This window comes from Streptomyces tremellae, assembly GCF_039540215.1.
Lineage (GTDB): Bacteria > Actinomycetota > Actinomycetes > Streptomycetales > Streptomycetaceae > Streptomyces > Streptomyces tremellae.
The window spans coordinates 27293-50242 of sequence record NZ_BAABEP010000029.1 but is presented as its reverse complement, the minus strand read 5'-3'; the positions used below and the strand labels follow the sequence as shown (position 1 = coordinate 50242).

The window sequence follows — 22950 nt, the reverse complement described above, 5'->3', positions numbered from 1 at the left end:
GCGGCGATTGATGGGGCCCGGCGGGCGGGATACGTTCCTTCGTCATGCACGCCATGTCATGAACACAACGGCAGCGGGTTACGGCCCGCCGCCGCGCCGCACGGACGAGACCGCCGGACCGCACGGAAGTGGAGACTCCATGGCCCGCAAGGAACACGACGCCCGTTCCCGCCGCCCGCACAGACGGCGGCCCGCCGCCGTCTGTGCGGCGGCCGTGCTCGCCGCCTCGATCGGCCTCCTGCCCGCCACCGCCGCGGCGGTACCCGCTGCCCCCGCCGCGGGGCCGGCCTCGGGGCCGCAGCTGACGTACGTGGTCAACACGCGCGGCGGGCTCGTCGCCGACACGCTGGTGCGGCACGCCCTGACCCGCGCGGGCGGCACCCTCGTCGCCTCGTACGACAGGATCGGCGTGCTCGTCGCCACCTCGCGCGACCCCGGCTTCGCCGCCGCGATGCGGAAGGTGTGGGGCGTGCAGTCGGCCGGCGCGACCAGGACCGCGCCGCTGCCCGCCGAGTCGGTGGCGGACGAGGGCGCGCCGAAGAGGCTGTCGGCCGCGCAGGTCGCGGCGGCGGAGCGGGAGCGCGCGGCGGGCCAGGACCCGCTCGAACCGCTCCAGTGGGACCTGCCCGCCATCAGGGCGGACAAGGCGCACGAGAAGACGCTGGGCAGCAGGGGCGTCACGGTCGGGGTGATCGACACGGGCGTCGACGACACCCACCCGGACATCGCGCCCAACTTCGACCGCGCGGCCTCGGTCGACTGCGTGAGCGGGAAGCCGGACACCACGCCGGGCGCGTGGCGGCCGACCGCGCAGGACAGCCCGCACGGCACGCACGTGGCCGGCGAGATCGCGGCGGCGAAGAACGGCGTGGGCATGACGGGCGTCGCGCCCGGAGTGCGGGTGGCGGGCATCAAGGTGGCGACGCCCGCGGGCCTCTTCTACACGGAGTCGGTGGTCTGCGGCTTCATGTGGGCGGCCGACCACGGCGTGGACGTGACGAACAACAGCTACTACACCGACCCCTGGTACTTCGACTGCACCGACGACCCGGACCAGAAGGCCCTGGTCGAGGCGGTCACCCGGGCCAGCAGGTACGCCGAGAGCCGGGGCACGGTCAACGTCGCGGCGGCGGGCAACGAGAGCTACGACCTGACGGCGCCCACCATCACCGACCCGTCGAGCCCGAACGACAGCACCCCCGTCTCCCGGGAGGTCGACACGTCGAAGTGCTACGACATCCCGACCGAGCTGCCGGGCGTCGTCACCGTCTCCGCGACCGGCGCCAAGGGCCTGAAGTCGTCGTACTCGAACTACGGGAACGGGATCATCGACATCGCCGCGCCGGGCGGGGACACGTACCAGAAGCCCGCGCCGCCGGCCAGGAGCGGCCTGATCCTCGGCACCCTGCCGGGCGGCGGCTGGGGCTACATGGCGGGCACGTCCATGGCGACGCCGCACGTGGTGGGCGTCGCCGCGCTGATCAGGTCGGTGCACCCGCACGCCTCGCCCGCGGCGGTCAAGGCGCTGCTGTACGGGGAGGCCGACGCGACAGCGTGCGGGAAGCCGTATGCCGCCGACGCTGACGGCGACGGCACCGCGGACGCGGTGTGCGAGGGCTCGGCCCGGCACAACGGCTTCTACGGCGCGGGCATCGCGGACGCGCTGAACGCCGTACGCCGCTGAGGAGGGGGGCGCGGGCTGGAGCGCAGGCCTCCCCGCGCCCCGTTCCTCTGCCCCGGGGCGGCGGCTCAGAACGCGATGAGGACCTTCAGCGCCTCGCGGTCGTTCATCGCGCGATAGCCCTCCGCGACCTGGTCGAGCCCGATGGCGCGGTCGAAGACGGGCGACGGGTCGATCGTGCCGTTGACGACGTCCTTGAGCAGCTCGGGCAGGTACTGGCGGACCGGCGCGAGGCCGCCGCGCAGCCCGATGTTGTGGTCGAACAGGTAGCGCAGGTCGACGCCGTCGCCGCTGCCGTGCGGCGCGCCGACATAGCCGACGGAGCCGCCGGGGCGGGTGATCCGCAGGGCGGTCGTCATGGACTGCTCGGTGCCGACGGCCTCGACGACGGAATGGGCACCCTCGCCCTTCGTCAGCTCGCGCACTGCCTCCACGGCCGCGTCGCCGCGCTCCGCCACGACGTGGGTGGCGCCGAACGACCTGGCGATGTCGGTCCGTACGGTGTGCCGGCCCAGGATGACGATCTGCTCGGCGCCGAGGCGCCTCGCGGCGAGCACCGCGCACAGGCCGACCGCGCCGTCGCCGACGACCGCGACGGTCCCGCCCGCGCGCACGCCCGCGCCGACGCACGCGTGGTGTCCTGTGCCCATCACGTCGGAGAGGGTGAGCAGGGAGGCGAGCATCCGGTCGTCGGACGCGGCCTCCGCGGGCAGCTTGACGAGGGTGCCGTCGGCGTACGGCACGCGGACGGCCTCGCCCTGCCCGCCGTCGTGGTCGAAGCCGCCCCAGCCGCCGCCGTGCACGCAGGACGTCTGCACTCCCTCACGGCAGAAGTCGCAGACGCCGTCGGAGTACATGAACGGGGCGACGGCCAGGTCGCCCGGGGCAAGGCCGGTGACCTCGGAGCCGACCTCGGTCACCACGCCGAGGAACTCGTGCCCGATGCGCTGGCCGGGCCGGGGCCCCTGCGCCACCTCGCCCCGGTACGGCCACAGGTCGCTGCCGCAGATACAGGCGCGCAGCACCCGCACGACCGCGTCGGTGGGCTTCCGTACGACCGGGTCGGGGACCTCCTCGACCTTGATGTCGTACGGGGCGTTGATGACAGTGGCACGCATGACGGTGTTCCTCGCTCCAGTCGCGACGTGGCGCGGTGCCGGGCGGCCGCGGCGCCGCCCGGCCGGTCGGCCGGCACGGCCGCGGGACGGACGGCCGGCCGGTGGCCGGTCCGTGCGCCGTGTGTCCGGCGCGCTGCGGACATCCCTCACGGTACGCGCGTCCCCGGCGCCCGGCGCGCCGCCCCGCCCCACCCCGCGGCGGCGGGCGGCCGAGGGCGGCGGGGCCCCTCAGCAGACGCCCACGGCGCCGAGCAGCGCGCCCGCGGCGTAGGTGACGGCCATCGCGACCGCGCCGCCGCCCACGTTGCGCAGCAGCGCCCTGCCGACGGGGCGGCACCGAGGCGCGCGCTGCCCCAGCCGGTCAGTGCCAGCGCGGCGAGCACCGAGAGCACGGTCACGGCGAGCCGCCACGGCTGCGGCGGCAGCGCGAACGGGAGGAGCGGCAGCAGCGCACCCGCCGTGAAGGAGAGGAAGCTCGCGCCCGCCGCGTGCCAGGGGTTGGTGAGGGCGTCCGGGCCGATGCCCGGCTCCTCGCTCGCGGGGGCGCGCAGCGCTTCGCGGCGGGTGAGCTCGCGGGCCGCCCTGGCCGCGACCTCGTCCAAGAGCCCACACTCCCTCAGCAGGCCCGCCAGCTCGGCGAGTTCCTCCTCCGGCTGCTCGCGCAGCCCGCGGCGCTCGGTGGCGAGGGCGGCGCGCTCGGAGCCGCGCTGGGTGGAGACCGACACGTACTCCCCCGCGGCCATCGGCATCGATCCGGCGAGCAGTCCCGCGAGCCCCGCCGTCAGAAGCGCGCCGCGCGCCGGGGTCGCGCCCGCGACGCCGACCACGATGCCCGCTGTGGAGACGATGCCGCCGTTGGCGCCGAGCACCGCGGCGCGCAGCCAGTTGAGGCGCGGGCCGAGCGCGTCGCCGTGCGGCTCCTCGTGGGCTCCCCCGCCTCCCCCGGCGCGCGCCCGCGGTGCGGTTCGCCCGGTTCGCGCGGATCGTCCGGTGAACCGCCGTGCCCCGTATCGGTGTTCGTCACTGCGGGAGCGTCTCATCCGGACCGCCCCCTGGTGGCGGCGGCGTGCGGGCGGGGCGTCGCGCTGTCGGTGCGGGCCCGTATCCTCTGTGACCATGCTCGACGACCGTACGACAGCAGCGCCATGGCCGGCCGCGTATCCCCGGGGGTACGCGGTCGTCGACGTGGAGACCACCGGACTCGCCCGCGACGACCGGATCATCTCTGCTGCCGTCTACCGGCTCGACGCGCGCGGCGAGGTGGAGGACCACTGGTACACACTCGTCAACCCGGAGCGCGATCCGGGGCCCGTATGGATTCACGGACTCACGAGCGAGGTGCTCGAAGCGGCGCCCCTCTTCCCCGACATCGCCGCGGAGTTCGCGGCGCGGCTCGACGGCCGGGTGCTCGTCGCGCACAACGCCGTCTTCGACTGGTCGATGATCGCCCGCGAGTACGCGCGGGCGCGGCTGACGGCGCCGACCAGGCAGCGGCTGTGCACCATCGCGCTCTCCAAGGAGCTGGGGCTGCCGCTGCCCAACCACAAGCTGGAGTCGCTCGCCGCGCACTTCGGGGTCGTGCAGGAGCGCGCGCACCACGCGCTCGACGACGCGCGCGTACTGGCGGAGGCGTTCCGCCCGAGCCTCCAGGCGGCGGCCCGCGGGGGTGTGCGGCTGCCGCTGCTCGAATGCCGCCCGCTGACGGAGTGGACGGAAGGCCCCGCACGGCCGCGCGTGGGCTACCAGCCGTCGGACGGGCACGGGTACGCGCGCAGTTGGCGGGCCTCGCGCAGGCGCCCGCCGTGCCCGTACCCGAACCCCGGGCGCTACGAGCCGGGCGGGACGCTGGTGCAGGGCATGCGGGTGGCGTTCTCCGGCGACACCTCCGTCGACCGGGACCTGCTGGAGGACCGGGCCGTGGAGGCGGGGCTCCATGTGGCGACGAGCGTGTCGCGGCTGACGAGCCTCCTCGTCACCAACGACCCCGGCTCGACGACCTCGAAGGTGGTGAAGGCCACCGCGTTCGGCACGCCGGTGCTCGACGAGGCGGCCTTCTGCCACCTGCTGCGGGACGTGACGCCTGCGGGGCGCGCGGCCGTGCCGCCGCCGGCGCACGCGCCGGACGCGGAGGGCTGAGCGCCCGGCGGCCGGGCCGCGTCGCCCGCGTGGTAACGATGTCCCCATGGATCTTGGACTGAAGGACCGTGTGTACGTCGTCACCGGCGGCACGCGAGGGCTCGGGCGGGCCGCGGCGCAGGCGCTCGCGGGGGACGGCGCGAAGGTCGTGGTGTCGGGCCGCGACGGCAAGCAGGTCGCAGCGGCGGCCGCGGACCTGGGCGCGGACGGCGCGGCCGTGCTCGGCGTGGCCGCGGACAACGCGGACCCGACGGCCGCGCAGCGCCTGGTGCACGGCGCGAAGGAACGCTTCGGCCGGTTCGACGGCATGCTGATCAGCGTCGGCGGGCCGCCGCCCGGCTCGGCGGCCGACACCACGGACGAGCAGTGGCAGGCCGGGTTCGAGTCGGTCTTCCTCGGCGCGGTCAGGATGGCGCGCACCGCGGCCGAGGAGCTCGCCGAGGGCGGCGTGATCGCGTTCGTGCTCTCCGGCTCCGTGTACGAGCCGATCCCCGGCCTCACTCTCTCCAACGGGCTCAGGCCGGGGCTCGCCGGATTCGCCAAGTCCCTCGCGGACGAGCTGGGTCCGCGCGGCATCCGCGTGGTGGGCCTGCTGCCCGCGCGTATCGACACCGACCGGGTGCGCGAGCTGGACGCGCTGGGCGGCGACCCCGAGGCGGCCAGGGCCGCGCAGGTGGCGCGCACCCCGCTGCGCAGGTACGGCACGCCCGAGGAGTTCGGCAGGGTCGCGGCGTTCCTGCTCTCCCCCGCGGCCTCCTACCTCACGGGCCTGATGGTCCCGGTGGACGGCGGCGCGCGGCACGGCTTCTGAGGGGCCGGGCGCCCTCCGGGCGGAGGGGCCCCAGGGGCGCGTGCGTCACCTGACGCGTTCCGCCCGGTGGCGGGCGGCGCGCAGGCGGATCTCGGCGGGCAGGGAGTCGAGGCCCGCCGAGTCCCGGGCGTGCTCCAGGGCCTCGTCCGCCACGCGGGCGAGGGTCGCCTCGGGCGCGGCGTGCGGTTCGAGCAGGACCTTCATCCGGGCGGCGGGCGCGCGCCTGCGGCGCCCGGTCAGCAGGGCCTGCGCGCGGGAGACGCCCTCGTCGGCCTCGGTCTCCCGCTCCAGGACGTCCTCCAGGGCGCGTCCGCGCACGCGGGCGCCCTCGCCGTCGCCGCTGTCGACCAGCACCTCGGCCAGGCGTGCCCGCCTGAACTGCGCGAGCAGCCACCACAGTCCGAGCAGCAGCAGCACGGCGAGCGCCGCGATCACCACGGGCCAGAACCACCCCTCGCCCCGCCAGCGGTAGCGGTCGCCGCGGCTGAGCAGGGTGTCGTGCGGCCCGCTGTACGGCCACCAGGAAGGGACGGACCAGCCGGCGCCGACCGCGACCACCACGCCGCCCGCGCACAGCAGGACCAGGCCGGCCAGGCAGAGCGCCAGCCGGTTCACGAGCCGCAGCAACCGGAACATCCGTCGTCACTCATCCCTTCTTCGGGGGTCTTGCGACCTTCACCCTGACCGCGGGCGGCTTCGCGAGGCCGAGGTCGCGCACGCCCCTGGCGAGCGCGTCCGCCAGGTCCCCGCGCACGTCGTCGAGCGGCCTGAAGTGGGCCTGCGCGCGCGCCGTCGCCCGGTGCCGCTTCATCTTCACCCGGACCGACTGCACACCGGGCACCTCCATCGCACGGTCGCGCAGCACCAGCGCCGCCGCGTCCCGGTCGAGGCCCGCGCGTACGGCGGGCCGGCGGCGGAGCATCGGCAGCACCGCCCGCAGGCCGGGGGTGACGGCCAGCCAGATCAGCCAGACGCCGAGCGCCATCGCGACGGCGCCGCCGACGAGTGCCGCGGTGCCGTCGAGGTGCTGCCGCGCCAGCTCCCGGGCGAGCCAGCGCCGCCAGTACATGGCGGGCCGGTCCGCCCGTACGGAGACCACGTCGTACAGCATCAGTCCCGAGGCGCCGAGCAGGACGGCGGCAGCGAGAGCCGCGGGCACGCGCCTGCTCGACCAGAACCGGCCCGCGTGCCGGCGCCCCCGCGGGGCCCGGTCGGCGTGTTCGCCGCCGCCCGGCCGCTCGCGGGTGGGGGCCGGCAGGGTCTCGGTGGGCCGCTCATGGCTCATCGGAGTCCCCCTGACGCCGTGGTGCGGGAGTGCGCCGAGTGCAGCCGCTCGACCTGGACCTGGACCTCGGGCACGGTCATCCCCGCCAGGTGGTTCACCCGCTCCGCGACCCGCAGCCGGACGGCACCGCACTGCGCGCCGATGTCCGACGGGTAGTCGAGCTCAAGGCCGATGCGGACGCGGGCGTGGTCCTTGTGCACGGTGACCGCGGCGTGCGGGACGTCGCCGCCCTCGGGCACACCGTGGAAGAGGGCCTCGCGGGCCGCCTGCGCCGCGATCTTGGCGACGACGCGGTCCGCGATCGTCGTCGAACCGCGCTCGCCCGGCGGGACGTCGTCGGGGTCCACCGCCGTGTGGGCCGTCGTCACGACGCGCTCACCGCCGCCAGTCGCCGCGGTCGCGGTCGCGGTCCCGGTCGCCGCGGCTGCGGAAGAGGTCCCCCGCTTCCAGGTCGCCGTCGGCGAACCGGCCGAGGACGAAGCCGATCGCGCCGAGCACGGCCACGACCACGAACGCTCCGAAACCCCCGAAATATCCGGCGAACCCCAGTGCCACGCCGGCCGCAAGGCCGGCCACCGCCATGCTCATCCCGTACTCCGCTCAGTGTCGGTTGCGCTGTCTGCCGGGCCGGGGGCCCGCCGTTTCACCGGCTGCTCACTGCAGACGGGAGTCCTGGTCGTCGTCGTCCTCCTCGTCGGGCAGCTTGACGTCGCTGACCGCGATGTTGACCTCGACGACCTCAAGGCCGGTCATGCGCTCGACGGCCGCGACGACGTTCTCCCGCACATCGCGTGCGACATCGGCGATCGCGACGCCGTAGTCCACGACGATCTCCAGGTCGAGCGCCGTCTGCACTTCGCCGACCTCGGCCTTCACGCCGCGTGTCACCGACTTGCCGCTGCCGCCGCCCGGCACCCGGTCGCGCATCGCGCCCAAGGTCCGCGACACGCCGCTGCCCATGGCGTGCACGCCGACCACGTCGCGGGCGGCGAGGCCGGCGATCTTCTCGACCACGCCGTCCGCGATGGTCGTACGGCCGCGCGAGGCGGGCGCGCCGCCGCCGCGCTTGCCGGAGGACGAACCGCCGGACGACTGGCCGCCGGACGATCCGGACGGCGAAGGCGTCGTGCTTGAGCCGCCGGAGCCGGTGGAGCCGAACTGGTCGCGAGGTGTGTTCTCAGGCATAGCCACTCGTCCCTTTCCGGACTGTTTGCTGCTCTCTGTCTCAGATTAGGTGTGCTTGCCGGACTGCGCGCCAGGAATGCGGCAGGCTGCCTCCATGACGACTGCGCACGACACGCACGGCAGCGAGGGGTGGCAGGCCGGAGTACGGCGGCGGCTGGGGCTCGGCAGGCTGCTGCCGCTCGGCTCCGCCGAGGACGGTGCCTGGCTCGCGGAACGGGCCGCCGCCGGGGCTCTGCGGGCCGCGGGAGAACGGGCCATGGCCGGGGCCGCCGTCCTCGGCAGGCTCCGGGTGGGCCCCGCGGAGCCCGGCGCCTCCGGCGAGGAGGCCACCGACGACGAACCCGGGCCGCCCCCGCCGCCGAGCGCGCTGCCGCCGGGGCCGCTCGCGGTGGAGGCCGAGTTCGAGGCGGGCCGCGACGAGCCCCTGCCCGCGGTGGCCCAGCGGCTCAGGGAGGCCCTGTCGACCTGCGCACACGAGGCCCTCGGGCTGCGGGTGACCCGGGTCGACCTGCGGGTCACGGCGCTGCGGGACGGAGACGAAGGGGACGACAAGGGCACGGACACCGCCCCCGGCACCGCGGCCGCGGAAAAACCCGACCCCGTTGACCCGGACGAGGTACCCGGCGTGACGGACGTACCCGGAGTGGCCCGTCCGACAAGGGTGCTCGGCCGTGCCGTGACCGAGTCCCCCGAGGGCGACCTGCGGGTCGAGCTTGCCACCGCAGCGGGCCACCGCCCCCTCGACGTCGCACGGGCCGTCCGCATGGCACTCGCCGCCCAGCGCCCGGGGACGCGCTCGGTGGCCGTGGTGGTGACGGAGGTGGGCTGCTAGGCGGCGTGCCCCCGCGGGGCCTGCCGGGCCGGGGGCGGAAAGGGAAGCCGCCGCCGCTCGGAACCCCACGCGGCGCGAGGACACGGGGTGGCTCCGTGGCCACGTCCGCGAAAGCCCAGGCGCCGGGCGTCCGGGCGCCGGGCGCCCGGACCGCCGTAAAACCGGGCGCGGACCGGAATTCCGGCCTTCTCCCGGCGTTTCCACGGGGCCGCCCCCGGCCGCCGCTCACGGCCGCTCTTTCCGGCCGGAAAAGGACTTCCCCGTGGCGTCAGTACGGCAGGGTGGTCCCCGCGCCGCTGCCGCTTCCCGCGAGCCACTGCGACCAGGAGAGGTTGAAGTCGGCGTAGCCGTTGTCCGCGGCCGCCTTGCCGCGCGGCGACCCGGTGATCGTGATCGGGTCGCCCTGCTTCACGTAGTTGTAGAACCACTTGGCGTCGGCCAGCGAGAGGTGCACGCAGCCGTGCGAGCCGACGCTGTGCCCGGGGTACGGGTCACCCGTCGAGTAGTGCAGGTACGTGCCCGAGTTGGTGAGGTGGACGTCCCAGGGCAGCGTGAGGTCGTAGTAGTCCTTGTCCTTCTTGTCGCAGCTGATGCCGACGCTGCACGAGGTCATCCGGACCGTGGGCTGCTTGTCGATCACGGCCATGGTGCCGTCCCAGGAGGGCCAGGACTTGCTGCCCGCGTCGATCGGCACGGTGCGCACGGTGGCGCCGTCGCGGGTGACCCGCATGGTGTGCGCGGTGACCGAGACGGTCGCTTCCACGTCATCGCCGATGGTGAAGGCGTGGTGGTAACTGTGCGTACCCACACGGCCGTTGCCGTTGGAGACACCCGCCAGGTCGGCGTCGACCGCGACCCTCGTGCCCGGCTTCCAGTACGACTTCGGCCGCCAGTCCACCCGCGTGCCGCTGAACCAGTGCCACGCGCCGGTCGTCGCGCGCGACGCCGACACCTTGAGGTGGCGCTCGACCGCGGCGCGGGCCGAGGGCGCCACGGGGTTGGTGAACACGACCGACACGGGCATCGCCACGCCGACGGTCGCCCCGCCGGTGGGCGTGATGGTGTTGAGCAGCATCGGGGGCGGGGCGGGCGCCTTCTTGGGGGTCGCGGAGGCCGTCGTCGCGGGCGCGCTCGGCTGCCGGGGGGCCGCGGGGGCGGAGGTGCTGTGCGTGGGCGAAGGGGAGGAAGAGGCCGAGGAGGCGGGCGCGGAGGGAGCCGTGGCGCTCGCGGTCGGCGCGGGCGCTGCCGCCGTGGTGTGCGGGGCCGCGCCGTCCGCCGCGGCCGAGGTGCCGCCGGCCCCACAGGCGCCGGCCCCCGCGAGTACCGCCCCCACCAGGAACACCGTGCCTATGCTGCCTTTTCTCCGGCCCATTCTCGCCGCCTCACTCCTGTCATTCGGTCAGAGGTCGCCCTCGCGTGTCGCGCCACGCGTACGGACCCCTAAGAGACTGGCACAGAGCGAGCAAAGCGCGTACCAAATCAGGGCTTTTCACGGGTGCACGCGGCGAGAGTGTTGTCACATCGAAAAACAATTCGGCCACGCGCAAGGGGAAATACAGCCGGTCCCGAATTCGATCATCGGAATTGATCTTTGAAATTGCTCACTGATCGCCGGGGCCGGGACCGGCCGCATCGACACGTCAGTCGCCGAGGCCCGCCAGGTCGCGCAGCCGCCTCGCCTGGGCCGCGCGCTCCGCCGCGCGCTGCTCGTCGTACGTACGCGCCGAGGCGTCGCGCAGCAGCGCCTTGGTCTCGATGGCCGCGGAGCGCGGCGCCGCCAGCAGCGCCGCCGTCAGGTCGGCGACGGCCGCGTCGAGGTCCGCGCGGTCCACGGTGAGGTTGGCGAGGCCGATACGGGCCGCCTCGTCGGCGTGGACGTAGCGTCCGGTCACGCAGATCTCCAGCGCGCGCCCGTATCCCACGAGGCCCACCAGGGGGTGGGTGCCCGTGAGGTCGGGCACGAGGCCGAGGCTGGTCTCGCGCATGGCGAACTGGGCGTCGTCGGCCGCGATCCGCAGGTCGCAGGCGAGCGCCAGCTGGAAGCCCGCCCCGATGGCGTGGCCCTGGACGGCGGCCACGGACAGCAGGTCGTTGCGGCGCAGCCAGGTGAAGCAGGACTGGTATCCGGCGATGACGTCGTCGAGCTCGGCGTCGCCGAGGCGCGCCAGCTCGGGGAAGGACGGCTCGCCCTCGAAGCCCTCGGGTGTGAACGCCTGGCGGTCGAGCCCCGCGGAGAAGGACGCGCCCTCGCCGCGCACCACGACCACGCGCACACTGCCCGGCAGTGACGCCCCGGCTTCGGCCAACGCCCGCCACAGGGCGAAGGACTGGGCGTTGCGCTTGGCCGGATTGGTCAGCGTCACCGTAGCGACGGCGTCGTCCACGGTGAGCCGTACGCCGTCCTTGTCGACAACGGTTACGGGGTCGAGCGATTCCGAGGTGGTCATGCGGTCCTCCGGTCCGGGCAGTACGGCAGCCGCGCCGTGCGGCGCGGTGCTAAGTGACTGCACAGTAACCACCGGGCGGCCGTGTCGGCCGCCCAGGGGTCACCACCGGACCGACGGCGGTCAGGCCGAGGCGGCCTTCTTGCCGCGCGTGGCTCCGCCACGTCCCCGCAGAGTCACTCCGGACTCGCTCAGCATCCGGTGGACGAACCCGTAGGAGCGGCCGGTCTCCTCGGCCAGCGCCCGGATGCTCGCACCGGAGTCGTATTTCTTCTTGAGGTCTGCCGCGAGCTTGTCGCGCGCGGCGCCGGTCACCCGGCTGCCCTTCTTCAGAGTCTCGGCCACCCGTGCCTCCTCATGGGAAGTGCGCTCTGGACTTCTCATGATCACCCCTAGCGGCCCTCCTGGCCACCCGTTCGGCAAGGTCTGCTCGACATGAGGGGGCGCACTTCAACATTCCAGCACGAATGGAATTGGCCGTTCCCATGGCCGCGCCCTGTCACATTTCCGCTGGTGGAGAAGGAAGTCCCTGGTCAGGAGGTGAGAGAGGGAGAGGCCACGCGGAGGGTGACCGACAGACGTCACGTGCACGAGGCCGCGCCGCGGGAGTAGACGGCCTCCCCCAGATGGTGGATCACCGCTGAGCCGAATGATCCATACGGAGTGGATCACCGCCGCCGCGCCCGCCCGTCACCCGGGGGCACCGGCGCCCGGGGGTGACCGTACGGTCACCGCACGGCACCGTGCGCGCCACCCTACCGGGTCAGGCGAGCGCCACCAGGTCCTTGTAGTCGGCGCCCCACAGGTCCTCGACGCCGTCCGGCAGCAGGATGATCCGCTCGGGCTCCAGGGCGTCGACGGCGCCCTCGTCGTGGGTCACGAGGATGACCGCGCCCTTGTAGGTGCGCAGCGCGCCGAGGATCTCCGCGCGGCTCGCCGGGTCGAGGTTGTTGGTGGGCTCGTCGAGCAGCAGCACATTGGCCGAGGAGACCACGAGCGTGGCGAGCGCGAGACGGGTCTTCTCGCCGCCGGAGAGGACCCCGGCCGGCTTGTCGACGTCGTCGCCCGAGAACAGGAAGGACCCGAGCGTCTTGCGGACCTCGACCAGGTCGAGGTCGGGAGCGGACGAGCGCATGTTCTCCAGGACCGTGCGGTCCGGGTCGAGCGTCTCGTGCTCCTGCGCGTAGTAGCCGAGCTTGAGGCCGTGCCCGGGGGTCACCTGGCCGGTGTCCGGCTTCTCCACGCCCGCGAGGAGCCGCAGCAGCGTCGTCTTGCCCGCGCCGTTGAGGCCGAGGATGACGACGCGGGACCCCTTGTCGACGGCGAGGTCGACATCGGTGAAGATCTCCAGGGAGCCGTAGGACTTCGAGAGGCCCTCGGCGGTCAGGGGCGTCTTGCCGCACGGCGCGGGCTCGGGGAAGCGCAGCTTGGCGACCTTGTCGGACTGCCGTACCTCTTCGAGCCCGGCGAGCAGCCGCTCGGCCCTGCGGGCCATGTTCTGCGCGGCGACCGTCTTGGTGGCCTTGGCGCGCATCTTGTCGGCCTGCGAGTTGAGCGCGGCGGCCTTCTTCTCCGCGTTGGCGCGCTCGCGGTGGCGGCGCTTCTCGTCGGCCTCGCGCTGCTGCTGGTAGAGCTTCCAGCCCATGTTGTAGATGTCGATCCTGGAGCGGTTCGCGTCCAGGTAGAACACCTTGTTGACGACCGTCTCGACCAGGTCCACGTCGTGGGAGATGACGATGAAGCCGCCGCGGTAGGACTTGAGGTAGTCGCGCAGCCAGACGATGGAGTCGGCGTCGAGGTGGTTGGTCGGCTCGTCGAGGAGCAGGGTGTCCGCGTCGGAGAACAGGATGCGGGCGAGCTCGACGCGGCGCCGCTGGCCGCCGGAGAGGGTGTGCAGCGGCTGGCCGAGCACCCGGTCGGGCAGGCCGAGCGCGGCCGCGATGGTGGCGGCCTCGGCCTCGGCGGCGTAACCGCCCTTGGTGAGGAACTCCGTCTCCAGGCGCTCGTACCTCCGCATCGCCTTCTCGCGGGTGGCGCCCTGGCCGTTGGCCATGCGGTCCTCGTTCTCCCGCATCTTCTTCAGGACGGTGTCGAGGCCGCGGGCGGACAGCACGCGGTCGCGGGCGAGGACGTCGAGGTCGCCGGTGCGCGGGTCCTGCGGGAGGTAGCCGACCTCGCCGCTGCTCGTGATGGTCCCCGCGGCGGGCTGGCCCTCGCCCGCGAGGCACTTGGTGAGCGTGGTCTTGCCCGCGCCGTTGCGGCCGACGAGGCCGATGCGGTCGCCCTTGGCGACCCGGAAGGTGGCGGACTCGATGAGGATGCGGGCGCCGGCGCGCAGTTCTACGCCGGATGCGGTGATCACGGTAAGACTCCAGGGCGGTTCAGGACGGCGGAAGGGCAGCGGAGGGTGCTCGACGCCGCTAATGCACAAGGAGAAATGCCATGCGCCCATTCTAGCCGCCGGCCCGCGCGTCCCGTGCCGCCCCGGCCGCCGCCGCCCCGCCCCGGCCGGGGCGGCCTCCGCGCTGGTCAGGGACGTCGCGGAGGCCGTTGTCAGTGGCGGGTGGAAGACTGAGACGCAGGTCACAGTCGAGCGGACGGAACCGCACGGAACCTGACGGAAGGGGTGAGCGCCATGACAGGCGGGCCGGGGATCTGCCCCACTTTGCTGTACGACGACGCGAAGGCGGCGATCGCGACGCTGAAGGACGCCTTCGGCTTCTCGGAGATCGCCGTGTACGAGGCGGACGACGGCACGGTCCTCCACGCGGAACTGGGGTTCGGCTCCGGCGTGGTGATGCTGGGGTCGAGGCGCAGGGAGGGCGTCTTCGCGAAGGCGATGGCGAACGCGGGGCCCGTCGGCTGCTACGTGGTGGTGGAGGGCGGCCCGGCCGCGCTCGACGCGCACCACGCGCGGGCGGCCGCGCACGGCGTGGAGATCCTCATGGGGCCGGCAGACCAGGACTACGGCTCCCGGGACTATCTGGCGCGGGACGCCGAGGGCAATGTGTGGAGCTTCGGGACGTACGCGCCCGGGGCGGCGGAGGAGGGCTGAGCACGGGCCCCGCGGAGGGGGCCGGGCTCCCGGGGCGGGCGCGAGGCGGGCCCCGGGGCCGGGTCGTGGCGGCGCGGGACGCGAGCGGTCAGGCCCCGCCGGTGTGCACCTGGAAGGCGGCCCTGCGCACGGCCTTGGCGAGCGCGGGATCGGGGTGGGCCGCGGCGAGCGCCACCAGCACCTGGACGGTTCTGGGGTGCCCTATGGCGCGTACCTCCTCGATGAGGGCGGGCACGTTGCCCTGCACCGCCGAGTCGAGGTGGCGCACGAGCAGTTCGCTGTCGCCGTGGTCCGCGACGGCGGCGGCCGTGTCGACCCACAGCCAGGTCGACTCCTCACGGGTGAGGATGGACTGGGCGTCCTCGGGGTCGGCGCCCTCGTACTCGGCGAGCCAGATCAGGGCGTAGGGCCGCAGCTGGGGCTCGTCCACCACGGCGCGCACGGCGGGCTCGGCGGGCGCGCCGACGACGCGCAGCGCCTCGAAGGCGAGTCCGCGCAGCAGGGCGTCCTCGCCGCGTGCGACGGCGACGAGTTCGCCGACGGCGCTCGACACGGTGCGGGCGGCGAGCCAGGCCCGGTACTCGGCGCGCGCGGGGCCCGGGGTGAGCTGGGCGCAGCCGCGGAGCATGTCCTGCGCGGACTGCTCGATGTTCCCCGCGGGGCTCTGCGCGGCGACGCAGATCTGTTCGAGCTTGACCCAGACGGCCCAGTTGCCGAGCGGCGTCAGCGTCGCCTGGCCCTCCCCCAGGGTGAGCGCGCCGACCGCGGCGAGTCCTTCCAGGGCCCAGCGCAGCAGCGGGGCGAGGGAGCGGGCTGTGGGCACCTCGGCGGGGGCGGGCTCCGCGGGCACCGGCTCGGCGCCGGGGGCGGCAGGGTCGTAGAGGACCTCGCAGCGCTCCTCGTGGAGTTCGGCGACGCGCTGGGCCAGCAGGTCGAGGAGGGCGGGCGCGGTGACGGGCCCGGCCGAGAGCTGGAGGAGGGAGAGCACCTGGGGGACGGACTCGATCACCTCGGAGACGAGGCCGGGGTCGACGTCGTCGGGCGCGGGGTGGATCAGCGACCACGCGTCGAAAAGCGCGACCCAGCCGCGCAGGACGGCGCTGTCGTCGCTGTCCCAGGCGTGCAGCCGCCAGCCGGGGCGCACGACGCCGTCGTGGAGTTCCACGAGGCCGGAGAGCTTGGCGCGGTCCCAGGCCGCGCGCGCCTGTGCCGGTGTCAGGCCCAGCGCGGCGACGGCGCGTTCCAGGGCCTGCTTGCCGAGGGTGCCGGGGCCCGGATCACCGTCCGCGGCGGCCCAGCGGGCGATCCCCACCGCGTCGGAGAGGACGGCCCTCGCCTGGCGCGCCAGCTCCGAGCGGGGCGGTGTGCCCTCCGGCGGGCGGGGAGCCTGGCGGTTGCGTCCGGTGGTCACGGCCCTTCGGGCGGAGGCCAGCGGCTGCGACGGGACGAGTCGGAGTCTGGGGTTGCGCGCCAATTGCTCATCAGGCTTTCGGGACGTCACGGATGGCAGTCTCCACGCTGACCGCCCGAAAGCCCAAACGGAACGTGTCGCGCGGGTCGGTGGCCGGTGCGGCGGGGGTGTCTCGCAGTGCTTTGCCCGAATGGGCGCAGCCGGACCCCGGGGTGGCTGCACCCCTGCGGAGGCTGTTGTTCTCACAGGTCACATGCGGTATCGGGGGCCCGGGCCTCACATCAGGGGGGTGATGAAGCGGCGGAGGGCCTCCTCGTAGCCCTCGGGATCGGCGTTCCACATCGCCGCGTGGGGTGCATCCGGAACGGCGTGGAGGCTGATCAGGTCGGGCCTCTTGGCCACCACGGCACGGGAGATGCCCCAGGGGGCGACGGTGTCGGCGGGGCCGTGCAGCAGGAGCGCGGGGACGTCGAGGCCGCGCGGGAAGTCGGCGGCGGCGGTCTTCGCCCGGCCGAGCCCCGTCCTGCCCTGGGCGGCCCGCACGGCGAGCGGCACGAGGGGTGCGGGGGTGCGGCGGGCCGCAGCGAGCGCCCTGAGGGTGACCTGCCAGTCGAGCACGGGCGAGTCGAGTACAAGACCGCTGATCCGCATCCGGTGCCGGGAGTCCGCCACACAGCGCAGGGCCATGGTGGCGCCGGTGGACCAGCCGTAGAGGATCACGCGTCCGGCGCCGCCGCGCAGGGCGAAGCCGATGGCGCTGTCGAGGTCGCGCCACTCGGTGTCGCCGAGGTGGCCGAGGCCTTCGCGGGGCCGGGGCGCGCCCTCGTCGCCGCGGTAGGAGATTGCGAGGACGGGGAAGCGCCGCTCCGCGAGGAACGGCATGACGTTCATGGCCTGCGCGCGGCTGGTGCCGAGGCCGTGCGCGCAGATCACCCAGGTGTCGCGGGCGCCCGGCACGAACCAGGCGGGTGAGTGGCCGAGTTCGCCGGGGACGCGGACCTCGCGGTGGTCGAGTCCGAGGGCGGTGCCGGGATCGCCCGCGTACACCTCGGGGGTGAACCGGACCCGTGTGCCGGGCGTGAGGTCGCCGCGGTCGACGCGCAGGAGGCGGCGTACGACGGTGTCGGCGGTGCGTCCGGCGCCCTCGGTGACCGGTCCGACCGCGGCGTGCACGCCAGGGCCCCTGAGCCCGTAGGTGCCGGGGCGCAGGGAGGCGAGGCTGCGGGTGAGGGTGACGTGGCCGGCCGCCGTCGCGTGCACGGTCACCTTGGGGTCGGACGGCAGGGGCCGCCTGGGCGGCGCCTTGAGGGCCGCGTCGCTCGCGTAGCGGCCGGCCGCGACCGCCGCGGCCGCGCCGACTCCGATCACTGTGGTGACGGCCGCTGCCGTCGCTGTAGCCGGGCGCACCCCCCAAGTGTCCGGGGCCCCGGGCGCGCGCGCCAGTGGGCGTGCACCGCGGCGCGCCGGTCAGCCCCGGGTGTCCTCGGGGCGCTGTCCGTACCCCGAGAGCTTCTCGGCGACGCGGCCGATCTCCTCGGGCGACAGCAGCGACGGCGTCCTGCCGGGCACGGACGCGGCGGTCAGCCACAGCCTGCACATCCACTCCAGCTGCGCCGTGCGGTCGTACGCCTGGTCGAGTGAGGCGCCGTGGGTGACGGCGCCGTGGTTCTGCAGGAGGCAGCCGGTGCGCCCGTCGAGCGCTTCGAGCATCCGCTCGGCGAGCGCGTCGGTGCCGTACGTCTCGTACGGGGCGACGCGCACGGGCCCACCGAGCGCCGCCGTCATGTAGTGGACCAGCGGCAGCTCGGTGACGAGGGTGGAGACGGCGGTCGCGTGGACGGCGTGCGTGTGCACGACGGCGCGCGCGCCTGTGGTGCGGTACACGGCGAGGTGCATGGGCAGTTCGCTCGTGGGGGTGAGCGTCCCGAGCACCTGGGTCCCGTCGAGCCGCACGGCGACGGTGTCGCCGGGGCCGAGCCTGTCGTAGGGCACGCCGCTCGGGGTGACGAGGACGAGGTCGCCCACGCGCACGGAGACATTGCCGGAGGTGCCGACGACGAGCCCCGCGGCGGCCGTCCTGCGTGCGGTGGCGACCAGGTCCAGCCACGGGCCGGCCAGCCCGGCGCCGGCCCTGAGTTCCTCCGCCGGCGCCCCGGCGGGAGCCGCACGCTCCCTCTCGGCCCGCGCGCCCCGCCCCGTATCCGCCGTACCCGCCGTGTCCGCCGTGTCCGCCGTGGCCGCCGTGGCCGCCGTATCTGCTGCGTCTGCTGCGTCTGTCATGGTTGCCGTCTCCGTTCGCCGGGTGGCGCGTCGTGGCGCCGCGCACCGTGGTGATCGTGCCAGCGAGGACGGGCGCGCGGCAGCCCGGCACCTCCGCGCGGGAGCCCCTTCGGGCGGTGCGCCGGGGCGCGCCCCGGCGCACCGGCCGAAGGGGCGTCAGGAGAGACACCGCGAATACCTGCCTCGTTCATCTTGCGTTCACCCGGGCTCCCTACGTTCGTCTCGGCCACCCACCCCGCCGAACGATTGCCTGGGTCCATGGAGCATGTGACGCTGCTGCTCGCGGTCGTGATCGCGACAGCCCTCGCGTTCGATTTCACCAACGGCTTCCACGACACCGCCAACGCGATGGCCACGACCATCTCGACCGGTGCGCTGGGCCCGAAGGTCGCGGTGGGGATGTCCGCCGCGCTGAACCTCGTCGGCGCGTTCCTCTCGGTGGAGGTCGCCAAGACGATCTCCGGCGGGATCGTCGACGAGACCGGCATCAGAACCCAGGTCATCTTCGCGGCCCTGGTCGGCGCCATCCTCTGGAATCTGGTCACCTGGCTGCTCGGGCTCCCCTCCAGTTCCTCGCACGCCCTGTTCGGCGGCCTGATCGGCGCGGCCGTGATGTCCGCGGGCGTCTCCGCGGTCGACGGCGGCGTCGTGGTCACGAAGGTCCTGCTGCCCGCGGTCGCCGCGCCCGTGGTGGCGGGGCTCGCCGCCTTCGTCGCCTCCCGCCTCACCTTCCGCATCGGGCGGCACGCGGACGACGCGGCCACCGCCAAGGGCTACCGCGCGGGGCAGATCGCCTCGGCCGCGCTGGTCTCCCTCGCGCACGGCACCAACGACGCGCAGAAGACGATGGGCGTGATCACGCTCGCCCTGGTCACCGGCGGGGTGCTGGCCCCCGGCTCGAACCCGCCGGTCTGGGTGATCGTCTGCTCGGGCCTCGCGATCGCGCTCGGCACGTACATCGGCGGCTGGCGGATCATCCGCACCCTGGGCACGGGCCTGACCGACCTCAGGCCCCAGCAGGGGTTCGCCGCGCAGACCAGCGCCGCGATCTCCATCCTCGCCTCCTCGCACCTCGGCTTCTCGCTCTCCACCACTCAGGTCTGCTCGGGCGCCGTGCTGGGCGCGGGGCTCGGCCGCAGGGGCGGGGCGGTGCGCTGGTCGACCGCCACCCGCATGGCGGTCGCCTGGTGCCTGACGCTGCCGGCCGCCGCGCTGGTGGCCGCGGGCGCCGAGCTCGTCACCGGGCAAGGCACCTGGGGCATCGTCCTGGTGGCCGCGGTGCTCGTGGCGTCCGCCACGGCGATCTGGCTCGCCGCGCGCCGCCGCCCGGTCACCGCGGAGAGCGTCACGGCGCGGCCGGCGGTGGAGCCCGTCCCCGCCCCGCAGCCGGCGCCCGCCGCTCAGACGCCGGCGCAGGACGCCGGCCTGAGCGCGACCATCCCCGCGCCCGCCGCGGCGGCGCCCTCCCGGTCGGCCGCCGCATGAGCGGCCATGAGGCCGGCGCCGGGAGCCGAACCTCCGGCGCGCCGGCGCGGCCCGCGGGCGCTCCACCCGCGCGTACGCGCCGTCAGATCCGAAGCCGCGAGAGCGCGGACGCAGCCGCATGAGCCACGAGAACAGGGGTGCAGCCGCATGAACATCGACTGGGCGTCCGTGGGCACCGTCTTCGGTGTCAGCCTGCTGGTCACCGTCGCGCTCGTGGGCCTGTTCGCCCTCGGCACCGTGGGCCTCGCCAAGCAGGGCTCGGCGGTCGTGACCTCCGCCGCCTACGTCTGCTTCGGGCTGTGCGCGGCGGCCGTGGCGTACGGGATCTTCCTCATCGTCCGCTGAGGCCACCCCTCCCCCGGGTACCGCGCGGCGCTGGGTGTGGGACTTCGCACACTGCCCCGCCGCAGGTCACGGCGGGTTGACGGGTGTCGGGGGGCGTGGTGGACTGCCGGGGCCACTACCGCGGCAGCAGCAGAGGAAGCCGGTGCGAATCCGGCGCGGTCCCGCCACTGTCACCGGCGAGCGCCCCAGACGGCGCGCCGGGAGCCAGGAACTCTCGCCGCCGTGTTCGAACGTCGAGCCGGGGCGCGGACCCTGAGTGAGGACACTGCTGCTTCATGCCTGCCCGCGGCAGACCCGTCGAGGGAGCCTTCGCGTTCGGTGCCGCCGCCGGGCTCGGCCTGCTCGCCGACGCCGTGCTCGGCGACCCGCGGCGCGGCCATCCGGTGGCCGCGTTCGGCCGCGCCGCGGGCGCGGCGGAACGGCTGCTGTGGCGCGACGACCGGGCGAGCGGCGCGCTGTTCACCGCCGTCTGCGTCGGCGGCGCCGTCACGGCCGCCGCGCTCGCCGACCGTACGGTACGCGGCAGCCGCCGCGCGTCCCTCGCCCTGGCCGCGGCCGCCACCTGGACCGTCGTCGGCGGCACGTCGCTCGGCAGGGAGGCCCGCCTCGTCGGCGCACGGCTCACCGCCGGCGACGTGCCGGGCGCCCGCGCGCGCCTCCCCCATCTGTGCGGGCGCGACCCCGAGGCGCTGGACGAGGGCCACCTCGCGCGCGCCGTGGTCGAGTCGGTCGCGGAGAACACCTCGGACGCGGTCGTCGGCGCCCTCGTGTGGGGCGCGCTCGCGGGCGTACCGGGGCTCGTGGGTTTCCGCGCGGTGAACACGCTGGACGCGATGGTGGGCCACCGCTCGCCCCGCCACCTGCGGTTCGGCTGGGCCTCCGCACGCCTCGACGACGCGGTCGGCGCGCCGGGCGCGCGGCTCACCGCGGCGCTCGCGGTCCTCGCGGGCGGGGCGCCGCGCCGGTCGCTGGGCGTCGTACGGCGGGACGCGCACCGCCACCCGAGCCCCAACGCGGGCCCGGTGGAGGCATCGTTCGCGGGCGCGCTCGGCGTACGGCTCGGCGGGACGCTCGCCTACGGCGGGCGGGTCGAGCACCGGCCCGTGCTCGGCGCGGGGCAGCGGCCCGTGGAGGTCGCGGACATCGACCGTGCGGTGCGGCTGTCGCGGCGGGTGACCTGGCTCGCGCTCGCGGCGTGTGTGGCGGGGCGGGCCGCGTGGGGATCGATACAGGGGCGGCGGCGCGGAGGGGCGGTCTGTTGATGGACACGCGGGGCACCCGGGGCACGGGGCGCGGGCGGGGCGCGCGCGGCGGCGGTCTGCTGGTCGCGGGCACCACGTCCGACGCCGGCAAGAGCGTCGTCACCGCGGGCATCCTGCGCTGGCTGGCCAGGCAGGGCCTGAAGGTGGCCCCCTTCAAGGGCCAGAACATGTCCCTCAACTCGTTCGTGACGCGCGAGGGCGCGGAGATCGGCCGCGCGCAGGCGATGCAGGCGCGGGCCGCGGGGGTCGAGCCGACCGCGCTGATGAACCCGGTGCTGCTGAAGCCGGGCGGCGAGGCCAGCAGCCAGGTGGTGCTGATGGGGCGCCCGGTGGGCGAGTTGAGCGCGCGCGGGTACCACGGGGGCCGCCAGGAGGCGCTCCTCGGCACGGTCCTCGACTGTCTCGCCGAGCTGCGCGCCACCCATGACGCGGTGGTCTGCGAGGGCGCGGGCAGCCCCGCCGAGATCAACCTGCGCCGCACGGACATCGTCAACATGGGCATAGCGCGGGCGGCCGGTCTTCCGGTGGTGGTGGTCGGTGACATCGACAGGGGCGGGGTGTTCGCCTCGTTCTTCGGGACGACGGCGCTGCTGAGCCGGGAGGACCAGGCGCTGGTCGCCGGGTATCTCGTCAACAAGTTCCGGGGCGACGTGTCGCTGCTCGAACCCGGCCTGCAGATGCTGGAGAAGCTCACCGGGCGGCGCACGTACGGGGTGCTGCCGTGGCGCGAGGGCCTCGGTATCGACGAGGAGGACGGGGGGCTCGGCGTCCGCGCGCCCGGCGCGGCGCTGCCGCCGGTGGGCGAGGAGGTGCTGCGGGTCGCGGTGTGCGCGGTCCCGCTCATGTCGAACTTCACGGACGTCGACGCGCTGGCAGCGGAGCCCGGCGTACGGGTGCGGTTCGTGGAGCGCGCCGACGAGGCGGCCTACGCCGACCTGCTGGTGGTGCCCGGCACCCGGGGCACCGTCCGCGCGCTGGCGTGGCTGCGGGAGCGCGGCTTCGCCGGCGAGCTGGCGCGGCGGGCCGCCGCGGGCCGCCCGGTGCTCGGCGTGTGCGGGGGCTACCAGCTGCTCGGCGGGCGGATCGAGGACGAGGTGGAGTCGCGGGCCGGCGTCGTGCCCGGCCTCGGACTGCTGCCGGTGCGGGTGCGCTTCGCACGGGAGAAGACGCTGGGACGCCCCGCGGGCACCGCCCTCGGCCTGCCCGTCGAGGGGTACGAGATCCACCACGGCGTCGCCGAGGCCGACGGCGGCGCCCCGTTCGTGACGTACGCGGACGGCCGCGCGCGGGACGGCTGCGTCGTCGGCGCGGTCCGCGGCACGCACTGGCACGGCGTGCTGGAGAACGACGCCTTCCGCCGGGCCTACCTGACCGAGGTGGCGCGCGAGGCGGGCCGCCGCTTCACGGTGGCCGGGGACACGGAGTTCGGGGCGCTGCGGGAGGCGCAGCTCGACCGCCTCGCCGACCTGGTGGAGGAGCACGCGGACACGGCCGCGCTGCTGCGGCTGGTGGAGGCTGGCCCGCCGCCGGGGCTGCCGTTCGTTCCGCCGGGCGCGCCGTGAGCCCGTCAGCGGCGCCCGCCGCAGCCGCCGTCGCCGTCAGCCCCGGGTCCTCGAACGG

Annotated in this window: 22 protein-coding genes, 1 pseudogene and 1 riboswitch; of the genes and pseudogenes, 9 read left to right on the top strand and 14 right to left on the bottom strand. The window is 74.9% G+C overall.

The window, feature by feature from the left end:
- Positions 1-139 precede the first annotated feature (139 nt).
- Positions 140-1684, top strand: coding sequence for a S8 family peptidase (locus tag ABEA77_RS19980; RefSeq protein WP_345649245.1), 1545 nt, complete (start codon positions 140-142; stop codon positions 1682-1684).
- Between the two features lie 65 nt (positions 1685-1749).
- Here ABEA77_RS19980 and ABEA77_RS19975 read toward each other — a convergent pair whose 3' ends face one another.
- Both ABEA77_RS19975 and ABEA77_RS19970 read right to left on the bottom strand, forming a co-directional pair.
- Positions 1750-2799, bottom strand: coding sequence for a zinc-dependent alcohol dehydrogenase family protein (locus tag ABEA77_RS19975; RefSeq protein WP_345649242.1), 1050 nt, complete (start codon positions 2797-2799; stop codon positions 1750-1752).
- A gap of 228 nt (positions 2800-3027) precedes the next feature.
- Positions 3028-3839, bottom strand: a pseudogene (locus ABEA77_RS19970) (VIT1/CCC1 transporter family protein).
- A gap of 70 nt (positions 3840-3909) precedes the next feature.
- Between ABEA77_RS19970 and ABEA77_RS19965 the strand changes: the two are divergent.
- Together ABEA77_RS19965 and ABEA77_RS19960 are read left to right on the top strand one after the other, a co-directional pair.
- Complete coding sequence (locus ABEA77_RS19965; RefSeq protein ID WP_345649239.1) at positions 3910-4935, top strand: DEDDh family exonuclease; 1026 nt, start codon at positions 3910-3912, stop codon at positions 4933-4935.
- Positions 4936-4981: 46 nt separating this feature from the next.
- Positions 4982-5746 carry an SDR family oxidoreductase gene (locus tag ABEA77_RS19960; RefSeq protein ID WP_345649238.1) on the top strand — a complete coding sequence of 255 codons (765 nt, stop codon included), beginning with the start codon at positions 4982-4984 and terminating at the stop codon, positions 5744-5746.
- Between the two features lie 45 nt (positions 5747-5791).
- Here ABEA77_RS19960 and amaP read toward each other — a convergent pair whose 3' ends face one another.
- From amaP to ABEA77_RS19935, 5 genes are all read right to left on the bottom strand, one after another.
- Positions 5792-6382: an alkaline shock response membrane anchor protein AmaP gene (gene amaP / locus ABEA77_RS19955; RefSeq protein ID WP_345649235.1), complete on the bottom strand. Its 591-nt coding sequence runs from the start codon at positions 6380-6382 to the stop codon at positions 5792-5794.
- Between the two features lie 10 nt (positions 6383-6392).
- Complete coding sequence (locus tag ABEA77_RS19950; protein ID WP_345649233.1) at positions 6393-7031, bottom strand: DUF6286 domain-containing protein; 639 nt, start codon at positions 7029-7031, stop codon at positions 6393-6395.
- Positions 7028-7399, bottom strand: a complete 372-nt coding sequence (locus ABEA77_RS19945) for an Asp23/Gls24 family envelope stress response protein (protein WP_345649232.1) — start codon at positions 7397-7399, stop codon at positions 7028-7030. The genes ABEA77_RS19950 and ABEA77_RS19945 overlap by 4 nt, the downstream gene beginning before the upstream one ends.
- A gap of 7 nt (positions 7400-7406) precedes the next feature.
- The gene (locus ABEA77_RS19940; RefSeq protein ID WP_345649230.1) at positions 7407-7619 is read right to left on the bottom strand and encodes a hypothetical protein; all 213 of its coding nucleotides are present in this window, start codon (positions 7617-7619) and stop codon (positions 7407-7409) included.
- A gap of 66 nt (positions 7620-7685) precedes the next feature.
- The gene (locus ABEA77_RS19935) at positions 7686-8216 is read right to left on the bottom strand and encodes an Asp23/Gls24 family envelope stress response protein (protein ID WP_345649229.1); all 531 of its coding nucleotides are present in this window, start codon (positions 8214-8216) and stop codon (positions 7686-7688) included.
- Positions 8217-8310: 94 nt separating this feature from the next.
- On the opposite strand from ABEA77_RS19935, the gene ABEA77_RS19930 reads away from it, so the two are divergent.
- Positions 8311-9048 (top strand): hypothetical protein, encoded by a 738-nt coding sequence (locus ABEA77_RS19930; protein WP_345649226.1) that lies wholly within the window; start codon positions 8311-8313, stop codon positions 9046-9048.
- Positions 9049-9316: 268 nt separating this feature from the next.
- Here ABEA77_RS19930 and ABEA77_RS19925 read toward each other — a convergent pair whose 3' ends face one another.
- From ABEA77_RS19925 to abc-f, 4 genes are all read right to left on the bottom strand, one after another.
- Entirely contained in the window at positions 9317-10420 is a 1104-nt protein-coding gene (locus ABEA77_RS19925; protein WP_345649224.1) for a L,D-transpeptidase, read from the bottom strand.
- Between the two features lie 268 nt (positions 10421-10688).
- Entirely contained in the window at positions 10689-11495 is an 807-nt protein-coding gene (locus tag ABEA77_RS19920; protein WP_345649223.1) for an enoyl-CoA hydratase/isomerase family protein, read from the bottom strand.
- Positions 11496-11615: 120 nt separating this feature from the next.
- Positions 11616-11837, bottom strand: a complete 222-nt coding sequence (locus ABEA77_RS19915) for a helix-turn-helix domain-containing protein (protein ID WP_006123601.1) — start codon at positions 11835-11837, stop codon at positions 11616-11618.
- 418 nt (positions 11838-12255) lie between these two features.
- Positions 12256-13854, bottom strand: coding sequence for a ribosomal protection-like ABC-F family protein (abc-f, locus tag ABEA77_RS19910; RefSeq protein ID WP_345649222.1), 1599 nt, complete (start codon positions 13852-13854; stop codon positions 12256-12258).
- 273 nt (positions 13855-14127) lie between these two features.
- On the opposite strand from abc-f, the gene ABEA77_RS19905 reads away from it, so the two are divergent.
- Positions 14128-14547: a VOC family protein gene (locus ABEA77_RS19905; protein ID WP_345649220.1), complete on the top strand. Its 420-nt coding sequence runs from the start codon at positions 14128-14130 to the stop codon at positions 14545-14547.
- Between the two features lie 88 nt (positions 14548-14635).
- On the opposite strand, the gene ABEA77_RS19900 is transcribed toward ABEA77_RS19905, so the two are convergent.
- The 3 genes from ABEA77_RS19900 to ABEA77_RS19890 all read right to left on the bottom strand — a co-directional run bounded on the left by ABEA77_RS19900 (position 14636) and on the right by ABEA77_RS19890 (position 18238).
- Positions 14636-15958 (bottom strand): hypothetical protein, encoded by a 1323-nt coding sequence (locus ABEA77_RS19900; RefSeq protein ID WP_345649218.1) that lies wholly within the window; start codon positions 15956-15958, stop codon positions 14636-14638.
- Between the two features lie 276 nt (positions 15959-16234).
- Positions 16235-17365, bottom strand: coding sequence for an alpha/beta hydrolase (locus ABEA77_RS19895; RefSeq protein ID WP_345649216.1), 1131 nt, complete (start codon positions 17363-17365; stop codon positions 16235-16237).
- Between the two features lie 60 nt (positions 17366-17425).
- Entirely contained in the window at positions 17426-18238 is an 813-nt protein-coding gene (locus tag ABEA77_RS19890) for a class II aldolase/adducin family protein (protein WP_345649214.1), read from the bottom strand.
- Between the two features lie 258 nt (positions 18239-18496).
- Between ABEA77_RS19890 and ABEA77_RS19885 the strand changes: the two genes are divergently transcribed.
- From ABEA77_RS19885 to ABEA77_RS19870, 4 genes are all read left to right on the top strand, one after another.
- A complete protein-coding gene (locus ABEA77_RS19885; protein WP_345649211.1) occupies positions 18497-19723 on the top strand; it encodes an inorganic phosphate transporter in 1227 nt (408 codons plus the stop codon).
- A gap of 147 nt (positions 19724-19870) precedes the next feature.
- The gene (locus ABEA77_RS19880) at positions 19871-20068 is read left to right on the top strand and encodes a hypothetical protein (RefSeq protein ID WP_345649208.1); all 198 of its coding nucleotides are present in this window, start codon (positions 19871-19873) and stop codon (positions 20066-20068) included.
- A gap of 132 nt (positions 20069-20200) precedes the next feature.
- A riboswitch (cobalamin riboswitch) is annotated at positions 20201-20282 on the top strand.
- A 61-nt stretch (positions 20283-20343) separates the two neighbouring features.
- Positions 20344-21330: a cobalamin biosynthesis protein gene (locus ABEA77_RS19875; RefSeq protein ID WP_345649206.1), complete on the top strand. Its 987-nt coding sequence runs from the start codon at positions 20344-20346 to the stop codon at positions 21328-21330.
- The gene (locus ABEA77_RS19870; RefSeq protein WP_345649204.1) at positions 21330-22892 is read left to right on the top strand and encodes a cobyric acid synthase; all 1563 of its coding nucleotides are present in this window, start codon (positions 21330-21332) and stop codon (positions 22890-22892) included. The genes ABEA77_RS19875 and ABEA77_RS19870 overlap by 1 nt, the downstream gene beginning before the upstream one ends.
- Positions 22893-22950 lie beyond the last annotated feature (58 nt).